Source organism: Nonomuraea sp. B10E15 (genome assembly GCF_039871615.1).
In the GTDB taxonomy this organism is placed as follows: Bacteria; Actinomycetota; Actinomycetes; order Streptosporangiales; family Streptosporangiaceae; genus Nonomuraea.
On the sequence record NZ_JBDPMB010000011.1, the window covers coordinates 242,339 to 257,329 of the forward strand.

Consider the following 14,991-nt stretch of genomic DNA (forward strand, 5'->3'; position numbering starts at 1 on the left):
CGTGGCATGGTCTTGCCCTCCGGTCTTGAGGTGCATGCGAACACATGATCCATAGTTTGCGTTGGATGCCTCCCAGGGCCAGGCCATCGACCGGACATTGACCGGACTGAAGTCGCCGAGCACGTCTACGTACGACCTGCGCTTCTGATCGACCGCGGCACCGACAGTTCGCGATTCATCCCGCGCCTATCCCGGATCTCGAGTCTCGGCCTTGTCCTGGTGTCCAAGGGGTATGTCGAACCGTTCGCCTTCCTCGTTGCACCGGGAGAACCATGGCTTGACCTCGACCGACAAGCCGAGCCGACGGCGCGCGCTGCCTTTTCTGGAAACAGCGAGGAAACGGCCGCTGTGGCCGGATAGTACGAACGTCGAAACCGGTGTGCCGCGGGACCTCTGGTCCGGCCAGGTCGCTCTCGTTCCCCGTGGAAGGAATCAACCCATGAATCGTGCGGCGACGGCCCGTTCGGCCGGTCTCCTTTCAGGAGCGTTGCTGATGAGTTCTCTCGTCGTCGCTACGCCCGTCTCGGCGGCCATCGGCGAGGTGGAAGGCGCGGCCAGGGCGCCTGCCATCGAGTGGCAGGAGTGCCCGGAATACTCCGACGAGGACCTGCGCCGGTTGGGCGTGTCGGAGGAGAAATTCGAGGAGTACAGGCAACTGCTCGGCCGTACCGAGTGCGGGACGATCAGCGTTCCCCTGGACTATGACGACCCGGCGGGCAAGCAGATCAGCATCGCCCTGACCAGGTTGAAGGCGGCTGACCAGAAACACCGTCGGGGCAGCCTGGCGTTCAACCCCGGGGGCCCCGGCGGGTCCGGCTATCTGATGCCCCACCGGATCGTCACGAATGGGGCGGAGCTGGACGAGCGCTACGACCTGATCGGAATCGACCCGCGAGGCGTCGGCTCCAGTACGAAAGTCGCGTGCCCCGAAGGTCAAGGGAGCGAACGCCCGCCGGGCCCAGTCACCGAGGAACACGCCAGGAAGGCCTACGCCGAGACGGTCAAGATAAACCGGCAGTGCGCCCAGTCGAATCCCGAATTCCTCGAACAGGTCACGGCCGCGAACGTGGCCCGTGACATCGACAGGATCCGCGCCGCGCTTGGCGAGCCGAAGATCAGCTTCCTCGCCGGCTCCTGGGGCTCCTGGCTCGGCGCGGTGCTGGGCAGCCTCTTCCCCGGCAAGGTGGACCGGATGTGGCTGGACAGCGTCGCCTCACCCGACCACAGGAGGGACACCGGGGTGGAGGCCGGGGCCAAGGCCGCTCACCGCAACTTCCAGCGGATGGCCGCGTGGATCGCGGAGCGCGACGACACCTACGGGTTCGGCACGACCACGAAGGACGTGGTGGCGGCGCTTGAGGACATGCAAGAGGCGTACGACGCCGATCCGCTGAGATTCACCGACATCGGGCTCACCGTGGACGGGACGCTGATCGCCGAGGCCGCGGTCCGGCCCAGTACACAGTGGCCAAAGGCCGCCCAGGTGCTCAAGGAACTGGTCGACGCCGAGGGCCCGACCGCGCCGCCGGCGGTCAAGAAGATGTTCGGCCCCCAGCAGGACGGCAGGGAGCTCACGGCGAACCTGGCGTTCCAATGCAACGAGGAGATGGGCGAGCGCACGTTCGAGTCGTGGTGGAACGCCTATCAGAAGCGTGTGCAGCGTTACCCGGTGACCGGGCGGACGGTGGCGGCGACTCCCTACGTCGCGCCGTGCGCGGGGTGGCCGTTGTCGGTACAGAAGACGGACCTGCGGCCCTTCGGCGGCTCGCTGATGCTCTCCGGCCACCTCCACGAGAGCATGTCGCCGTACGAGGCCACGCCCGCCATGCGCGAGGCCATCGGCGGGACCGTGGTGACCATCGACGACGATGTGCACGGCTCCGCCTTCCAGGCGCCCGGCTGCATCGAGAAGCTGGTCGACTACTTCGAGACCGGGAAGCGCACCACCACCTGCTCAGGGATGCCGCTGCCGGAATCGGCCGAGACCCGCAACCGCGTCTGACCCCCGCAACCGATCAAGGTGCGGTGGACACCCGCTCCCCACAGGTGTCCGCTGCATCAGCCCTCATCGTGACCCCGGCCCGCGCCGCCGCCAGGGCCACGTGCCAGTACCAGGCGCGGCCTGGGTGGTGTGGGTGCGGGGTCACCAGCAGACAGCGCTCGACCACGCCGGCAAGCGCTGCTGGTGCACGAGAAGGGCGGAGACCGGATCGGCCAGGCCGCGCGCTGGACAACCTCGGCTGGCTCCACACCCAGCTGGGCGACCATGACGGAGCCCTCGTTCACCCCGCGGTCGCGCTGGATCTGCAGCGGGAGATCGGCGATCGTCGGGGTGAGGCCGCGACCTGGCAGACGGTTCTGTGACGCTGGGTGATGCGTGCTGATCAGGCATCAAGTGCGACGGGCGGCATCCACAGGTTGCCGGTGAAGGCACGGAGGATCGCCTCCAAGGCGCTCAGCCCGTGATTGCGGGCGCTGTCGAGATAGGAGCGGACGGTCAGCCAGTGCGCGGCGCCATCTTCGGATTGGTGGCAGCCGGAGATCTTCATCTTGGTCTTGACCGGGCGCAGCGCGCGGATCACGGTGATGCTGTCGGCGACCAGGGCGGCGGCCTCGGACAGGACGGACGACACCCAGCCGGGCGAGACCCGGGCACCGGTGACATCGGCGATCAGCTGAGCGCAGCGCTCCACCGGAACATGCTGTCTACCGTCGCTTCCAACCGGGCGATCGTCTCCCGTTGGGCCTCGATCGTCTCCATCTGCCGGACCACGAGCGAGGCCAACTCGTCGTATGACGGGCGGCGATCCGGGGTCCTCGGCACCCGACGATCATCCCATCCCTCGGATGCCGCTCACGTCAGCATGATCACGCACTTCTGAATGCTCACTCTTCAGGCGCGCTCGTCCGCGTGAGCTAATGGCACGACAGCCCCGTAGCATGATCGCTGCGGGCTTCTTGGTGCAGGTGGGCGGTACTGGGTTCGAACCAGTGACCCCTCGCTTGTAAGGCGAGTGCTCTACCGCTGAGCTAACCGCCCCTGATCGGCACTACACCTTACGACACCATCGGCGCCGATCGCACATCCGCCGTCCACCCTGGTCCCAGCTCAGGACGGCCTGCCGCGCGCCAGCCGAGCAGGGCCGCCCCCAGCATCCCCGCGTCCACCCCGAGCGCCGCCGGGACCAGGGGTGGGGCGTCGCGGAAGGCCAGGCGCTTGACGAGACGGGTGCGTACCGGGTCGAAGAGGGCGGGGCCCGCCTCCGCCAGGCCGCCGCCGAGGACGATAAGTGAGGGGTCCAGCAGGAGTGTGTACGTGGCCAGCGCCAGCGACAGGGCTTCCACGGCCTCGTCCCAGACCTCGATGGCGATCGGGTCGTCGGAGGAGACGACCTGCTCGGCCTTGACGTTTTCCACGCCCGCCCGCTCGCCGTAGCGGCGCCCCACCGAGGCGGCCGAGGCGTACGTCTCCAGGCAGCCGAACTGGCCGCACGCGCACTCTTCGCCGTCCGGGAAGACCGGGGTGTGGCCGATCTCGCCGGCCCAGCCGGCGGAGCCGCCGTACGGTTCGCCGTGAATGATCGAGGCGCCGGCGATGCCCGTGCCGATGGGCAGGAAGAGGAAGTCGGCAACGCCCTGGCCCGCGCCGAGGATGCTCTCCGCGAGGCCGCCCGTGCGTACGTCGTGCCCGAGCATGACCGGGATGTCCAGGGCGGTGAAGTCCGTGGCGGGAACGTCGCGCCAGCCCAGGTTGGCGGCGTAGACGGCGGAGTTGTCGGACACCAGGCCGGGAACGGCCAGACCGACACCTGCCGGGTCGCCGTCGCCCGAGCCGGCGAGGTGACCGATGAAGCCGGAGATGGCGGCCACGACCGCCTCCGGGCCCTCAGCCCGCGGGGTCGGGCGCCGCTCGCTCAGCAGCACCGCGCCGGACTCGCTGACCAGGCCGCCCTTCATGGACGTGCCACCGACGTCGAGCGCTACGACGAACGAACTCTTTGCGGACACGAGAGGAGACGATAGCGCAGCTCATCACATGTCCGGAAAGGCGCTGTTGAAGCACTGAACGTAGCGGGCACGCGCAGACGGTCGTTCCCGCGGGCCGGTGCTCCATGCAGTGGCCCGGACGGAACCCTCCGACCGTGCACGCCAGACTCCCCCGACACGCGCCGGAAGGGCCCAGGTGTACGCCTGAGGGCCTGTCCACCAACAAGGGGAGAACCATCCGGCATCGAACCGTCCGGCCGCCCAGAAGCGGCTCAGGCGCGCCCGAGGACCCTGTTGAGCGCCGCCTCCACCTCCGCGGAGAGCCCCGGCGGCGGCGCCACCGATACCGTCAGCGCATCGGAGCGGGCCATCCGCACGGCCCCGCACGATCGGCACTCCACCTCGCCCAGCCGGCAGATCAGCGCCGCGGACCCGCAGGTGGAGCACGCGTCCAGGTCGTGGTCGTGCAGCCGTTGACAGTCCGGGCAGATCAGCACCTGGGACTCGTTGCGCACCCCGCGCTGCCACGGGCTGGCGCCGCGCACCGGGTCGGTCTGCCGGGCCCCGCAGCGGTAGCAGGGCATCGTTGCCTCCGAAGTCAAGAGATGTCGGCGAGTGCCTTCACGTAGTCGGCGACGTCACGTGCGGTGGAGGTCGGATTGACCACCTTCCACCGGATCAAGCCCTCGCCGTCGATGATGAAGGTCCCCCGTAGCGCGAGCCCCTTCGCCTCATCGAAGACACCGTACGCCCGCGCGACCTGTCCGTGTGGCCAGAAATCGGAGAGGAGCGGGAAGGTGTAACCCTCACGATCCGCCCACGCGCGGTGGGTGAACATGGAGTCGACCGAGACGGTCAGCAGGTGTGCCCCGTCGAGCGGGGTGTCGCGCAGCGCGGACAGCTCGCCGTGGCAGATCCCGCTGAAGGCGAGCGGGTAGAAGACCAGCACGACATTGGCGCCCCGGAACTGGGACAGGCGCACCGGCGTGCCGTGCTGGTCCTGCAGCTCGAAATCAGGAGCCTGGGCGCCGACCTCGGCAGGATGTGCGTTCACGGGAACCATCCTGCCGCACGGCGGGCGCTCGAGCTCCTACCGTCGGCCCTTGGGCGTCACGAGCCTCGTGCCTGACCAGTCGGGGGCTGCGGAGATGCTGCTGGTCTGCGAGAGACCCGCGGTCGTGGCATCCTCCCCGATGTCGCTCGGCTCCACGTGGCCATCGCGCCCGGCCTTGGGAGTCAGCAGCCAGATCTGGCCGCCCTCGGCGAGTGATCGCATGGCGTTGGTCAGTGCGTCGAAGAGGTCTCCGTCGCCGTCGCGCCACCACAGCAGCGCCACGTCGACGACGTCGTCACTCTCCTCGTCCAGCAGCTCGTTGCCGGTCAGGTCTTCGATGGAGTCGCGAAGCTCGTCATCGACGTCCTCGTCCCAACCGATCTCCTGCACCACCTGACCCGGCTTGAGGCCGAGTCGTTCGGCCAGGCCGCGCTCGCCCTGCGCCTGACCCGCGGTCGCGCTCACGTTTATCCCTCCTGCTTGAGTGGCCCCGCTTATGCGGTTTATCGCTTCGGCACAGTCCACACGCTGTGACCCTCAGTCGTCAACGGTCGCCACGGGTACGGCCGTGGTCGGTCAGAATCAATCAGACAAAAACGACAGCCGAACCTGGCGTTGCGGGTTGTCGACGTTCAGGTCGACCAGGGCCACGGACTGCCAGGTGCCCAGCGCCATTCTCCCGCCCAGCACGGGGATCGTGGCATAGGGCGGGATCAGCGCGGGCATGACGTGTGACCTTCCGTGCCCGGGCGAACCGTGCGCGTGACGCCACCGGTCGTCGGGCGGCAGCAGGTCGCGCAGCGCGGCGAGCAGGTCGTCGTCGCTGCGTGACCCCAGCTCGAGCAGGGCGACCCCGGCCGTGGCGTGCGGCACGAAAATGTGCAGCAGCCCGTCGTCACCCTGCGCGCGTACAAAGTCGGCGCATTCGGCCGTGATGTCGTGCACCGTCTCCCGTGAACCGGTGGCCACAGAGATGATTTGAGATTTCACAAGAAAATCTTACTTACGGACAACGACCGCATCAGGACCGGGAAAGACCAGCCCCGTGTGCCCGTCGTCGAACCGCACCATGTAGGGAGGCCCGCCGTCCGGGCCTTGGACCTCCACGATTACTCCGACCCGGTCCCTTTCGCCAACGATATTTCCGTGCATCAGGAGCCGGTCGCCTGCCGTCGCCTTCATACCTCCAGCCTGATACTCCGAAAGCCTCAAGAAAAGACCGGATCTGGAGACAAGGGATTTTTTGCGCCCAGAGCGATGACAAGCCGAAATATGACCAAAATGTTACGCAGCTCGGACCATGGGCGCCCGGCGCGCCGACCCCGCGGCGCACTCCCTCTCCGACGATTCACCTGTGAGCGAACACCTGACCCCCGAGGGCAGAATCTGAAGATCACCGGTACGGGAGACGTCTCCACGCGCGCGCCTCTAATAGAGGAGAGCCCGGCGCCCGCCCCCTGTCCGTGGGCGGCACCGGACGGGGGCTAGACTCGCGCGGCACAGCGCCAGGCGCGTACGCCCGCCTCTTCAGGGCAGGTTCACGTACGGCGAGCCCCCGGGACCGATCCAGGCCATATGGGCGAAATTTCGTCCGTTTTCCGGTCTTGTTAAATTGCTCCCGGGATGTAACCTGTGGCGAGATTCGTCCTACCATCGGTGGTCTAGGCCATCGGCACCCCTCCTGCCAGCAGGGACACCCTGGTTACCGGCGAGTAGAGATGCGTTTTCTACGTCTAGCGACCAGGATGGAAGGCGACCCAGACCAGTCATCAGTCCACCTCGGAAGGCGAGACCCAGTGGCTTCCGGACGCCAGCGATTCTCGATCATCAGCGACGGCCTACCCAGCCAGCTGCCTGATGTCGATCCCAGTGAGACCAACGAGTGGCTCGAGTCTCTCGACAACGTCGTCAAGACCGAAGGCCGCACCAGAGCCCGCTACCTGATGCTCCGCATGCTCGAACGGGCCCGTGAGCACCAGGTCGGCGTGCCGGGCTTGCGCAGCACCGACTACATCAACACGATCCCGCCGGAGCGCGAGCCCTGGTTCCCGGGTGACGAGCACGTCGAGCGCCGCATCCGCGCCTACATCCGCTGGAACGCGGCCATCATGGTGTCGAGGGCCAACGCCCGCACCAACGTGGGCGGCCACATCGCCACCTACGCCTCGGCCGCGTCGCTCTACGAAGTGGGCTTCAACCACTTCTTCCGCGGCAAGGACCACGGCGAGTCGGGCGACCAGGTCTTCTTCCAGGGGCACGCCGCGCCGGGCATCTACGCCCGCGCCTTCCTCGAAGGCCGGCTCAACGAGAGCCAGCTCGACGCGTTCCGCCAGGAGCTGTCGCACGGCTTCCACGGCCTGCCCTCCTATCCCCACCCGCGGCTGATGCCCGACTTCTGGGAGTTCCCGACGGTCTCCATGGGCCTGGGCCCGATCGGCGCGATCTACCAGGCGCGCTTCAACCGCTACCTGCTCAACCGGCAGATCAAGGACACCAGCCGCAGCCACGTGTGGGCGTTCCTGGGCGACGGCGAGATGGACGAGCCCGAGTCGCTCGGCGCCATCGGCGTGGCGGCGCGCGAGGAGCTCGACAACCTCACGTTCGTGATCAACTGCAACCTGCAGCGGCTCGACGGCCCGGTGCGCGGCAACGGCAAGATCATCCAGGAGCTGGAGTCCTACTTCCGCGGCGCCGGCTGGAACGTCATCAAGGTCGTGTGGGGCCGCGACTGGGACCCGCTGCTGGCGGCCGACGTCGACGGCGTGCTGGTCAACCAGATGAACACGACGCCCGACGGCCAGTTCCAGACCTACTCCGTCGAGTCGGGCGCCTACATCCGCGAGCACTTCTTCGGCTCCGACCCGCGCCTGCGCAAGATGGCCGAGCACCTGACCGACGACGACATCCGCAAGCTGTCGCGCGGCGGCCACGACTACCGCAAGGTCTACGCCGCGTTCAAGGCGGCCCGCGAGCACGTCGGCCAGCCGACGGTGATCCTCGCCCAGACCATCAAGGGCTGGACGCTGGGCAAGGACTTCGAGGCCCGCAACGCCACCCACCAGATGAAGAAGCTCACCAAGGCCGAGCTCAAGGAGTTCCGCGACCGGCTCTACCTGCCGATCCCCGACTCCGCGCTCGAGGGCGAGCTGCCCCCCTACTTCCACCCGGGCGAGAACGACCCCGAGATCCAGTACATGATGGAGCGCCGCGCCGCGCTCGGCGGCGTGCTGCCCAAACGGGTCGTCCGCGCCAAGCCGGTCAAGCTGCCCGGCGACGACGTCTACAACGCCTTCGGCAAGGGTTCCGGCAAGCAGCAGGTCGCCACCACGATGGCGTTCGTACGGCTGCTGAAGGACCTGATGCGCGACAAGGAGATCGGTCACAGGTTCGTGCCGATCATCCCGGACGAGGCCCGCACGTTCGGCCTCGACGCCATGTTCCCGACGGCGAAGATCTACTCGCCGCACGGCCAGACCTACGAGGCCGTCGACAGGGAGCTGCTGCTGTCCTACAAGGAGGCGGTGCAGGGGCAGATCCTGCACGAGGGCATCAGCGAGTCGGGGTCGATGGCCTCGACCATCGCCGCCGGCACGTCGTACGCCACGCACGGCGAGCACATGATCCCGATCTACATCTTCTACTCGATGTTCGGGTTCCAGCGCACCGGCGACCAGATGTGGGCCCTGGGCGACCAGATGGGCCGCGGCTTCCTGCTCGGCGCCACCGCGGGCCGCACCACGCTCAACGGCGAGGGCCTGCAGCACGAGGACGGCCACACCCCGCTCATCGGCTCGACCAACCCGGCCGCGGTCATCTACGACCCGTCCTGGGCGTTCGAGGTGGCCCACATCGTCAAGGACGGCCTCAGGAGGATGTACGGCGACCAGCCGGAGGACATCTTCTACTACCTGACCGTCTACAACGAGCCCTACCTGCAGCCGGCGCAGCCCCCGCACATCGACGTGCAGGGCCTGCTCAAGGGCCTCTACAAGTTCGCCGAGGGGCCTCAGACGCAGGGGCCGAAGGCCAACATCCTGTCCTCGGGCGTCGCCGGCCCGTGGGCGATGGAGGCGCAGCGGCTGCTGGCCGAGGACTGGGGCGTGTCGGCCGACGTGTGGTCGGCGACGTCGTGGACCGAGCTGCGCCGCGAGGCCCTCGCCTGCGAGGAGCACAACCTCCTCAACCCCGACGCCGAGCGGCGCGTCCCCTACGTGACGCAGGTGTTGTCGCAGGCCCGCGGGCCGTTCGTGGGGGTCAGCGACTACATGAAGGCCGTACAGGACCAGATCGCGCAGTGGGTGCCGGGTGACTGGTCCTCGCTGGGCACCGACGGGTTCGGCCTGTCCGACACCCGTTCGGCGCTGCGCCGCCACTTCCACGTGGACGCGGCGTCGATCACGCTGGCCGTGCTGTCCAGCCTGGTCAAGCAGGGTGAGCTCGGCGGCGAGGTGCTGCGCGAGGCCATCGCCCGCTACCACCTGAAGAACGGCGTCACCGAGGCGGGCGGCGCCGAGAGCAACGACACGCAGTCGATGGGCGTCTGACCCGTCCCGACGGCGGCGCTCCCGCGAGGTCCTCGTGGGAGCGCCGCCGTCGCGGCGCGACCCGGGTGGATACGCGCCGCCTCACCCGGGTTTGGTGCACGGTCACGTATTGTGGGCACTACTTCCCCCTTGAGAGACGAGGGGAAGTTCCATCGATATGCGACGTGTCCTAGCCGCCGCCCTGCTCGTGACCGCAGCCGGCTGCTCCACCGCACCAGCCGAGCCCGCCACGGACGCCCCCGGCGAGACCGCCACGATCGACTGGGGGCCGTGCACCGACATCGAGCGTCCCGATGGTGAGCCTCCCGCGCGCCAGGACCCCTCCGTGCGGTGCGGCACGCTCGCCGTGCCGCTCGACTACGACAAACCCGACGGCGAGCAGCTCGACCTGGCGCTCATCAAGCTGCCCGCCACCGGCAAGGACAAGCGGCTCGGATCCGTGGTGTTCAACTTCGGCGGCCCGGGCGCTTCCGGTGTCGACACGCTCGACCAGGCGGCCAAGGCGCTCACCACGCTGCGGGCCCGCTACGACCTGATCAGCTTCGACCCGCGCGGCGTCGACCGCAGCTCGGGCGTGCGCTGCGGCGACGCCTCCGAGCTGGAGGCGTACACTTCGCTGAACACGCTGCCCCCCAACGAGGAGACGCACCGGCGCGCCACGGCGGCCAACAAGAGGTTCGCCGAGCTCTGCGAGCGCGACTCCGGCAAGATCCTGCCCCACGTCGGCACCGTGAACGCCAGCCGCGACATGGACCGCATCCGTGCCGCCGTGGGCGACTCCAAGCTCAACTACGTCGGCATGTCGTACGGCACGCAGCTCGGCGCCGTCTACGCCACCGAGTTCCCCCACAACGTGGGCCGGATGGTGCTCGACGCGCCGCTCGACCCGACGGTCTCGTTCGAGCAGCGCACGCTCGCCCAGACGCGCGGCTTCCAGCGGGCGTACGAGAGCTTCCTGCGCTCGTGCGTCAAGAGCACGTGCGCGCTCGGCAAGGACGAGGCCACCGCCAACCGCAACGTCGAGAACCTGTTGAGGCAGCTGACCACCAAGCCGCTCAACGTTCACGGCCGCACGCTGACGCAGGGGCTGGCCTCCACCGCCGTGGCCGCCGCCCTCTACTCCGAGCTGACCTGGCCGTTCCTGGAGCAGTCGCTCAGCGAAGGGCTCAAAGGCAACGGCGAGGCGCTGCTCTACCTCGCCGACAACTACACCGGGCGCAGGGACGACGGCACCTACTCCACGCAGATGACCAGCTTCCCCGCCATCACCTGCGCCGACACCGCGGAGCGCCCCAGCAAGGCCGACCTGCGGCGCACCGAGGCGGCGGCGCTGAAGATCTCGCCGCTGTTCGGCAGCGAGGGCTCGGGCGGGTTGTGCCGGGTCTGGCCGATCAAGGGCAGCAACCAGGCGCGGCACGTGGACGCCACCGGGTCCGCGCCGATCGTGGTGGTGGGCGGCAAGGGCGACCCGGCCACGCCGTACCAGTGGGCGCCCAAGCTGACGGCCCAGCTCAGGACGGCCACGCTGGTGACGTACGAGGGCGAGGGGCACGGGGCGTACCTGTCGGGCAGCAAGTGCGTGCGCGGGCTCGTGGACGCGTACCTGCTCGACGGCAAGGTGCCCGAGAAGGGCGCCAGTTGCCCGGCGGCCTAGGCTGGGCCAGGTGACGCAGAACAACGCTCGGAGCACGGGCCAGGAGACGGAGAACAAGTCGCGTAACGCGCGCATCGCGGGGATAGAGACCGAGGCCGCGCGCCTTGCCGCCCTAGCCGGCGACCTGTCGGTGGCGGTGCCGACATGTCCGGAATGGACGCTCGCGGAGCTGATCACTCATGTCGGCCGGACCCATCGCTGGGCGGTCCACGTGCTGCGCAACCAGGTGCAAGAGAAGATCTGGTCGCGGCAGGTGCCGAGCGGGCTGGCCGAGGGGCGGAGCGGCGACCCCGGCTGGCTGATGGCGGGGGCCGCCGAGCTGCTGGACACGCTGCGCACCACCGATCCGGAGCTGGAGGTGTGGACCTGGGGCCCGGACCGGCGGGCCGCGTGGTGGACACGCCGGATGCTCTTCGAGCTGGTGGTCCACCGGGTCGACGCCGAGCTCGCACTCGGCCTCGACCCGGTCGTCCCGGCGGAGACCGCCATCGACGGCGTCGAGGAATTCCTGCACAACCTGCCGCACGCCGCCTGGGTCACCCCGTCGCTGGCCGGGCTCGGTGTGGAGGGGGCCACGATCCACCTCCACGCGAGCGACGGCGAGGGCGAGTGGACCATCACGCAGGGCCCCGCCGGGAAGATCACCTGGGCGCGCGGCCACGCCAAGGGCGACACCGCCGTCCAGGGCCCGGTCTCGGATCTGCTGCTCATGCTCTATGGCAGGCGCTCACCCGTCGACCTGACCGTGCACGGCGACCGCGACCTCCTCGGCCGCTGGCTGTCCGCCGTCGACTTCTGACGATCGCCCTGGACGCGCCGCCGCTCGGCGATCGGCGGCGTGTCCAGGGCGTCATGGTGAACCGCTCCGCGCGGAGCGGCCCGGGCGGGGGCCGGTGGTCGCGGGGAAGGCGCTCCCCCGGCCCGAGCCCGGTGATCACCTGCGGTGGAAGACCCCGAAGACGCTGCCGGACACGTCGCTCACGTAGGCGAAATCGGTGCCGGCACCGTCGTCGATCACCTTCATCAGCACCTTGCCGCCGAGCGACTCACTCCTGGCGCAGGTCTCCTCGACGTCGGCCACCTGCACGTGGAAGATCGCGTGGTTGGGGAACTCGCCCTTGGTGTTGAACAGCCCGCCCATCGGCTGCTCGCCGCCCGGCCGGCTGATCGTGCGGTAGTCGATCGGGCCGCCCTCTCCGGTGAAGGCCCAGCCGAACAGGCCGCCGTAAAACCTCTCGGCGCTCTCCGGGTCGTCGCTCGCGACCTCGAACCACGTCACCGTGTTGTCCATCATCGTCTCCTCAGCTTTCGAACAGGACAACGATCTAACGGCGGAGCGACAACCCTATGTCGGTGTTTCCTCTTGATTTTTCGAGCACGAGTTCAGTCGAGGGTGGTGCCGTGGACGACCATCTCAGGCACGTCCGTGGCGAACCCCTCGAGCGGGCGCTCGGGGCAGCGCTCGCCGGTGACGGTGGCGGAGGCGATGCGGTCGAGGCGGAAGACGCGTACGTCGTCGCGGAGCCGGCACCACGCCACGAGATACCAGAAACCGCCACGCCCGCCCAGGAACACCCCCGGCTCGACGTCGCGCGAGGTCAGCGCGCCCTTGGCGTCGGCGTAGTCGAGCCTGAGCACGCGGCGGCGCAGCAGCGCCTCCTCGATGGCCCGGGAGATGCCCTCGGCGCCCAGGGGCTGGATGCCGGCGGCGGGCTGGTCGGGCGGCTGGACGAGCTGCACCCGCCGGGCCAGCTCTCTGGCGAGCTCGCCCTCGGGCCCCGGCATCGCGGCCACCACCTTGCGTAACGCGCTGCGGGCCTGACGGCCGAAGGGCTGGTCGCCGGCCTGGCTGAGCGCCACCGCGATCGCCACCGCCTCGGCCGGGCTGAAGTTGAGCGGGGGAAGGGACATCTTCTTGTCGATGGCGTAACCGCCCTTGCGGCCCGGCTGGGCGTAGATCGGGACGCCGGACTCCTGCAGCGCGGTGATGTCGCGCTCGATCGTGCGCACGCTCACCTCGAACCGCCCGGCGAGCTCGCGGGCGGAGCGGCAGCGCGGCGCGATGGCGCGCAGGTCTTCGACGAGCGCGTAGAGCCGGTCGGTACGGTTCACATCCGCGACGCTACGCCGCGCCACCGACAACCGCGGGGCTCCGCGGCGCCCGGCAACCCCTGCCTCACCGCAGGACTACAAAGATCTGACGATCGGAGGGAGGGTGTCCGGAGCGTCAGGCCCGGGTCCAGTCGAGGAGCCTGTCCAGGGACCAGGCGTTGACGAGGCGCTCCGCCTCGATGCCGCACATGGCCGCCCGCTCGCAGCCGTACCGCTGCCAGTCGAGCTGTCCCGGGGCGTGCGCGTCGGAGTCGATCGCGAAGACGCACCCCATCTCGTACGCCAGCCGCATCAGCCGCTTGGGCGGGTCGAGCCGGTCGGGCCGCGAGTTGATCTCGACCGCCACCCCGAACCGCCGGCACGCCTCGAACACCAGCTCCGCCTCGAACTCCGACTCCGGCCTGCGCTCCCCGCGCCGCCCGCCGGCCCGAACCACCCGGCCGGTGCAGTGCCCCAGCACGTCCACGAGAGGGTCGGCGATGGCGGTGACCATCCTGCGGGTCATGTCCGCGCGGTCCATGCGGAGCTTGGAGTGCACGCTGGCCACCACCACGTCGAGCCGTTCGAGCAGCTCCCGCTCCTGGTCGAGCGAGCCGTCCGGGTTGATGTCCACCTCGATGCCGGTCAGGACCCTGAACGGGGCCAGGCGCTCGTTCAGCTCGGCCACCACGCCCAGCTGGCGCTCCAGGCGCTCGGCCGAGAGGCCCTTGGCCACCGTCAGGCGGGGCGAGTGGTCGGTCAGCGCCAGATAGTCGTGGCCGAGCCCGGCGGCGGTCTCGGCCATCTCCTCGATCGGCGACCCGCCGTCCGACCAGTCGGAGTGGCTGTGCAGGTCACCTTTCAGCGCCGTGCGCAGCGCGGCCGTCTCGGCGTCGAGCTCGACGCCCTCCGTGGCGTGCAACCTTCGCAGGTAGGTCGGAACCTGGCCATCGAGACTTTCGTTGACCACAAGAGCGGTGACCTTGCCGATGCCCGGCAGGTCGCCGAGCCCATCGGTGCGGGCCAGCCGCACGAGCTCGTCCTCGGGGAGGTCGGCGACGACCGCGGCGGCGCGGCGGAATGCCCGTACACGGTAGGTGGGCTCGCCTGCGCGCTCCAGCAGGAAGGCGATCTCGCGCAGGGCCGTGACCGGATCCATACACCCTCCATAGCCGAAATAAATCGAGATGCACTAATTACTCATTGAACACGGACGGACGCCGCCGCTAGAGTAATCGGCCCATGAAAGCAGGAGCTTGATGGCACCACCGCCGCCCACCCACCACTCGCCTCCGCGGCCTCCGCGCAAGGCGTCGAAAGCCATCCCTCTCACGATCCTCGGCGTCCTGTCCGTCATGCTGGTCGGCTACTGCGCGGCCGTGCAGGACGACGAGGAGGTCACCGCCGACTGCGTCATGCGGCTCGACGACGGCAGCTACCAGATCGTCGACGACGACTTCTGCGACGATGACGACGACGGCGGCACGCACTACTACGGCGGATCGCGAGGGGCCTACCTCTGGTACTACGGCGGCACCCGGGTCGGCAACCGCGTGCGCGGCGGTACCACCTACCGGCCGTCCAACATCGACATCAACACCCGCAACGGCAAATCCATCCAGCGAGGCGGCTTCGGCAGCAAGTGGGGCGGCGGGGGCTGA

Annotated in this window: 15 protein-coding genes and 1 tRNA gene; 5 read left to right on the top strand and 11 right to left on the bottom strand. The window is 69.1% G+C overall.

What is annotated here, in order from left to right; translation table 11 throughout:
- Window positions 1–493 precede the first annotated feature (493 nt).
- Entirely contained in the window at window positions 494–2,002 is a 1,509-nt protein-coding gene (locus tag ABGB14_RS28755) for an alpha/beta fold hydrolase (RefSeq protein ID WP_347646940.1), read from the top strand.
- Between the two features lie 382 nt (window positions 2,003–2,384).
- Here the strand turns inward: ABGB14_RS28755 and ABGB14_RS28760 are convergent, their stop codons facing one another.
- From ABGB14_RS28760 to ABGB14_RS28795, 8 genes are all read right to left on the bottom strand, one after another.
- On the bottom strand, window positions 2,385–2,693 hold the full coding sequence (locus ABGB14_RS28760; RefSeq protein ID WP_347646941.1) for a hypothetical protein: 309 nt from the start codon (window positions 2,691–2,693) through the stop codon (window positions 2,385–2,387).
- Between the two features lie 275 nt (window positions 2,694–2,968).
- Window positions 2,969–3,040, bottom strand: a tRNA-Val gene (locus ABGB14_RS28765).
- A gap of 17 nt (window positions 3,041–3,057) precedes the next feature.
- On the bottom strand, window positions 3,058–4,008 hold the full coding sequence (locus tag ABGB14_RS28770) for an ROK family protein (protein ID WP_347646942.1): 951 nt from the start codon (window positions 4,006–4,008) through the stop codon (window positions 3,058–3,060).
- A 251-nt stretch (window positions 4,009–4,259) separates the two neighbouring features.
- The gene (locus tag ABGB14_RS28775) at window positions 4,260–4,571 is read right to left on the bottom strand and encodes a hypothetical protein (protein WP_347646943.1); all 312 of its coding nucleotides are present in this window, start codon (window positions 4,569–4,571) and stop codon (window positions 4,260–4,262) included.
- Window positions 4,572–4,585: 14 nt separating this feature from the next.
- Window positions 4,586–5,050, bottom strand: coding sequence for a peroxiredoxin (locus ABGB14_RS28780; protein WP_347646944.1), 465 nt, complete (start codon window positions 5,048–5,050; stop codon window positions 4,586–4,588).
- 27 nt (window positions 5,051–5,077) lie between these two features.
- Window positions 5,078–5,506, bottom strand: coding sequence for a DUF3052 domain-containing protein (locus ABGB14_RS28785; RefSeq protein ID WP_347646945.1), 429 nt, complete (start codon window positions 5,504–5,506; stop codon window positions 5,078–5,080).
- A 117-nt stretch (window positions 5,507–5,623) separates the two neighbouring features.
- Window positions 5,624–6,031 carry a secondary thiamine-phosphate synthase enzyme YjbQ gene (locus ABGB14_RS28790; protein ID WP_347646946.1) on the bottom strand — a complete coding sequence of 136 codons (408 nt, stop codon included), beginning with the start codon at window positions 6,029–6,031 and terminating at the stop codon, window positions 5,624–5,626.
- A 9-nt stretch (window positions 6,032–6,040) separates the two neighbouring features.
- Complete coding sequence (locus tag ABGB14_RS28795) at window positions 6,041–6,223, bottom strand: DUF1918 domain-containing protein (RefSeq protein ID WP_347646947.1); 183 nt, start codon at window positions 6,221–6,223, stop codon at window positions 6,041–6,043.
- A 614-nt stretch (window positions 6,224–6,837) separates the two neighbouring features.
- On the opposite strand from ABGB14_RS28795, the gene aceE reads away from it, so the two are divergent.
- From aceE to ABGB14_RS28810, 3 genes are all read left to right on the top strand, one after another.
- Window positions 6,838–9,585 (top strand): pyruvate dehydrogenase (acetyl-transferring), homodimeric type, encoded by a 2,748-nt coding sequence (aceE, locus tag ABGB14_RS28800; protein WP_347646948.1) that lies wholly within the window; start codon window positions 6,838–6,840, stop codon window positions 9,583–9,585.
- 157 nt (window positions 9,586–9,742) lie between these two features.
- On the top strand, window positions 9,743–11,239 hold the full coding sequence (locus ABGB14_RS28805; RefSeq protein ID WP_347646949.1) for an alpha/beta hydrolase: 1,497 nt from the start codon (window positions 9,743–9,745) through the stop codon (window positions 11,237–11,239).
- A 10-nt stretch (window positions 11,240–11,249) separates the two neighbouring features.
- Window positions 11,250–12,038: a maleylpyruvate isomerase family mycothiol-dependent enzyme gene (locus ABGB14_RS28810; protein ID WP_347646950.1), complete on the top strand. Its 789-nt coding sequence runs from the start codon at window positions 11,250–11,252 to the stop codon at window positions 12,036–12,038.
- A gap of 135 nt (window positions 12,039–12,173) precedes the next feature.
- On the opposite strand, the gene ABGB14_RS28815 is transcribed toward ABGB14_RS28810, so the two are convergent.
- From ABGB14_RS28815 to ABGB14_RS28825, 3 genes are all read right to left on the bottom strand, one after another.
- Window positions 12,174–12,530, bottom strand: coding sequence for a VOC family protein (locus ABGB14_RS28815; RefSeq protein ID WP_347646951.1), 357 nt, complete (start codon window positions 12,528–12,530; stop codon window positions 12,174–12,176).
- A 92-nt stretch (window positions 12,531–12,622) separates the two neighbouring features.
- Window positions 12,623–13,351, bottom strand: coding sequence for a YafY family protein (locus ABGB14_RS28820; protein WP_347646952.1), 729 nt, complete (start codon window positions 13,349–13,351; stop codon window positions 12,623–12,625).
- Between the two features lie 115 nt (window positions 13,352–13,466).
- A complete protein-coding gene (locus tag ABGB14_RS28825) occupies window positions 13,467–14,489 on the bottom strand; it encodes a PHP domain-containing protein (RefSeq protein ID WP_347646953.1) in 1,023 nt (340 codons plus the stop codon).
- A 100-nt stretch (window positions 14,490–14,589) separates the two neighbouring features.
- On the opposite strand from ABGB14_RS28825, the gene ABGB14_RS28830 reads away from it, so the two are divergent.
- On the top strand, window positions 14,590–14,991 hold the full coding sequence (locus ABGB14_RS28830) for a hypothetical protein (RefSeq protein WP_347646954.1): 402 nt from the start codon (window positions 14,590–14,592) through the stop codon (window positions 14,989–14,991).

What these genes read in the sequence shown, in the direction of transcription:
- ABGB14_RS28805 (WP_347646949.1), top strand. Translation starts at nt 9,743, where the DNA reads ATGCGACGTGTCCTAGCCGCCGCCCTGCTCGTGACCGCAGCCGGCTGC.
- ABGB14_RS28830 (WP_347646954.1), top strand. Translation starts at nt 14,590, where the DNA reads ATGGCACCACCGCCGCCCACCCACCACTCGCCTCCGCGGCCTCCGCGC.
- ABGB14_RS28795 (WP_347646947.1), bottom strand. Translation starts at nt 6,223, where the DNA reads ATGAAGGCGACGGCAGGCGACCGGCTCCTGATGCACGGAAATATCGTT.
- ABGB14_RS28755 (WP_347646940.1), top strand. Translation starts at nt 494, where the DNA reads ATGAGTTCTCTCGTCGTCGCTACGCCCGTCTCGGCGGCCATCGGCGAG.
- ABGB14_RS28780 (WP_347646944.1), bottom strand. Translation starts at nt 5,050, where the DNA reads ATGGTTCCCGTGAACGCACATCCTGCCGAGGTCGGCGCCCAGGCTCCT.
- ABGB14_RS28825 (WP_347646953.1), bottom strand. Translation starts at nt 14,489, where the DNA reads ATGGATCCGGTCACGGCCCTGCGCGAGATCGCCTTCCTGCTGGAGCGC.
- ABGB14_RS28815 (WP_347646951.1), bottom strand. Translation starts at nt 12,530, where the DNA reads ATGGACAACACGGTGACGTGGTTCGAGGTCGCGAGCGACGACCCGGAG.
- ABGB14_RS28775 (WP_347646943.1), bottom strand. Translation starts at nt 4,571, where the DNA reads ATGCCCTGCTACCGCTGCGGGGCCCGGCAGACCGACCCGGTGCGCGGC.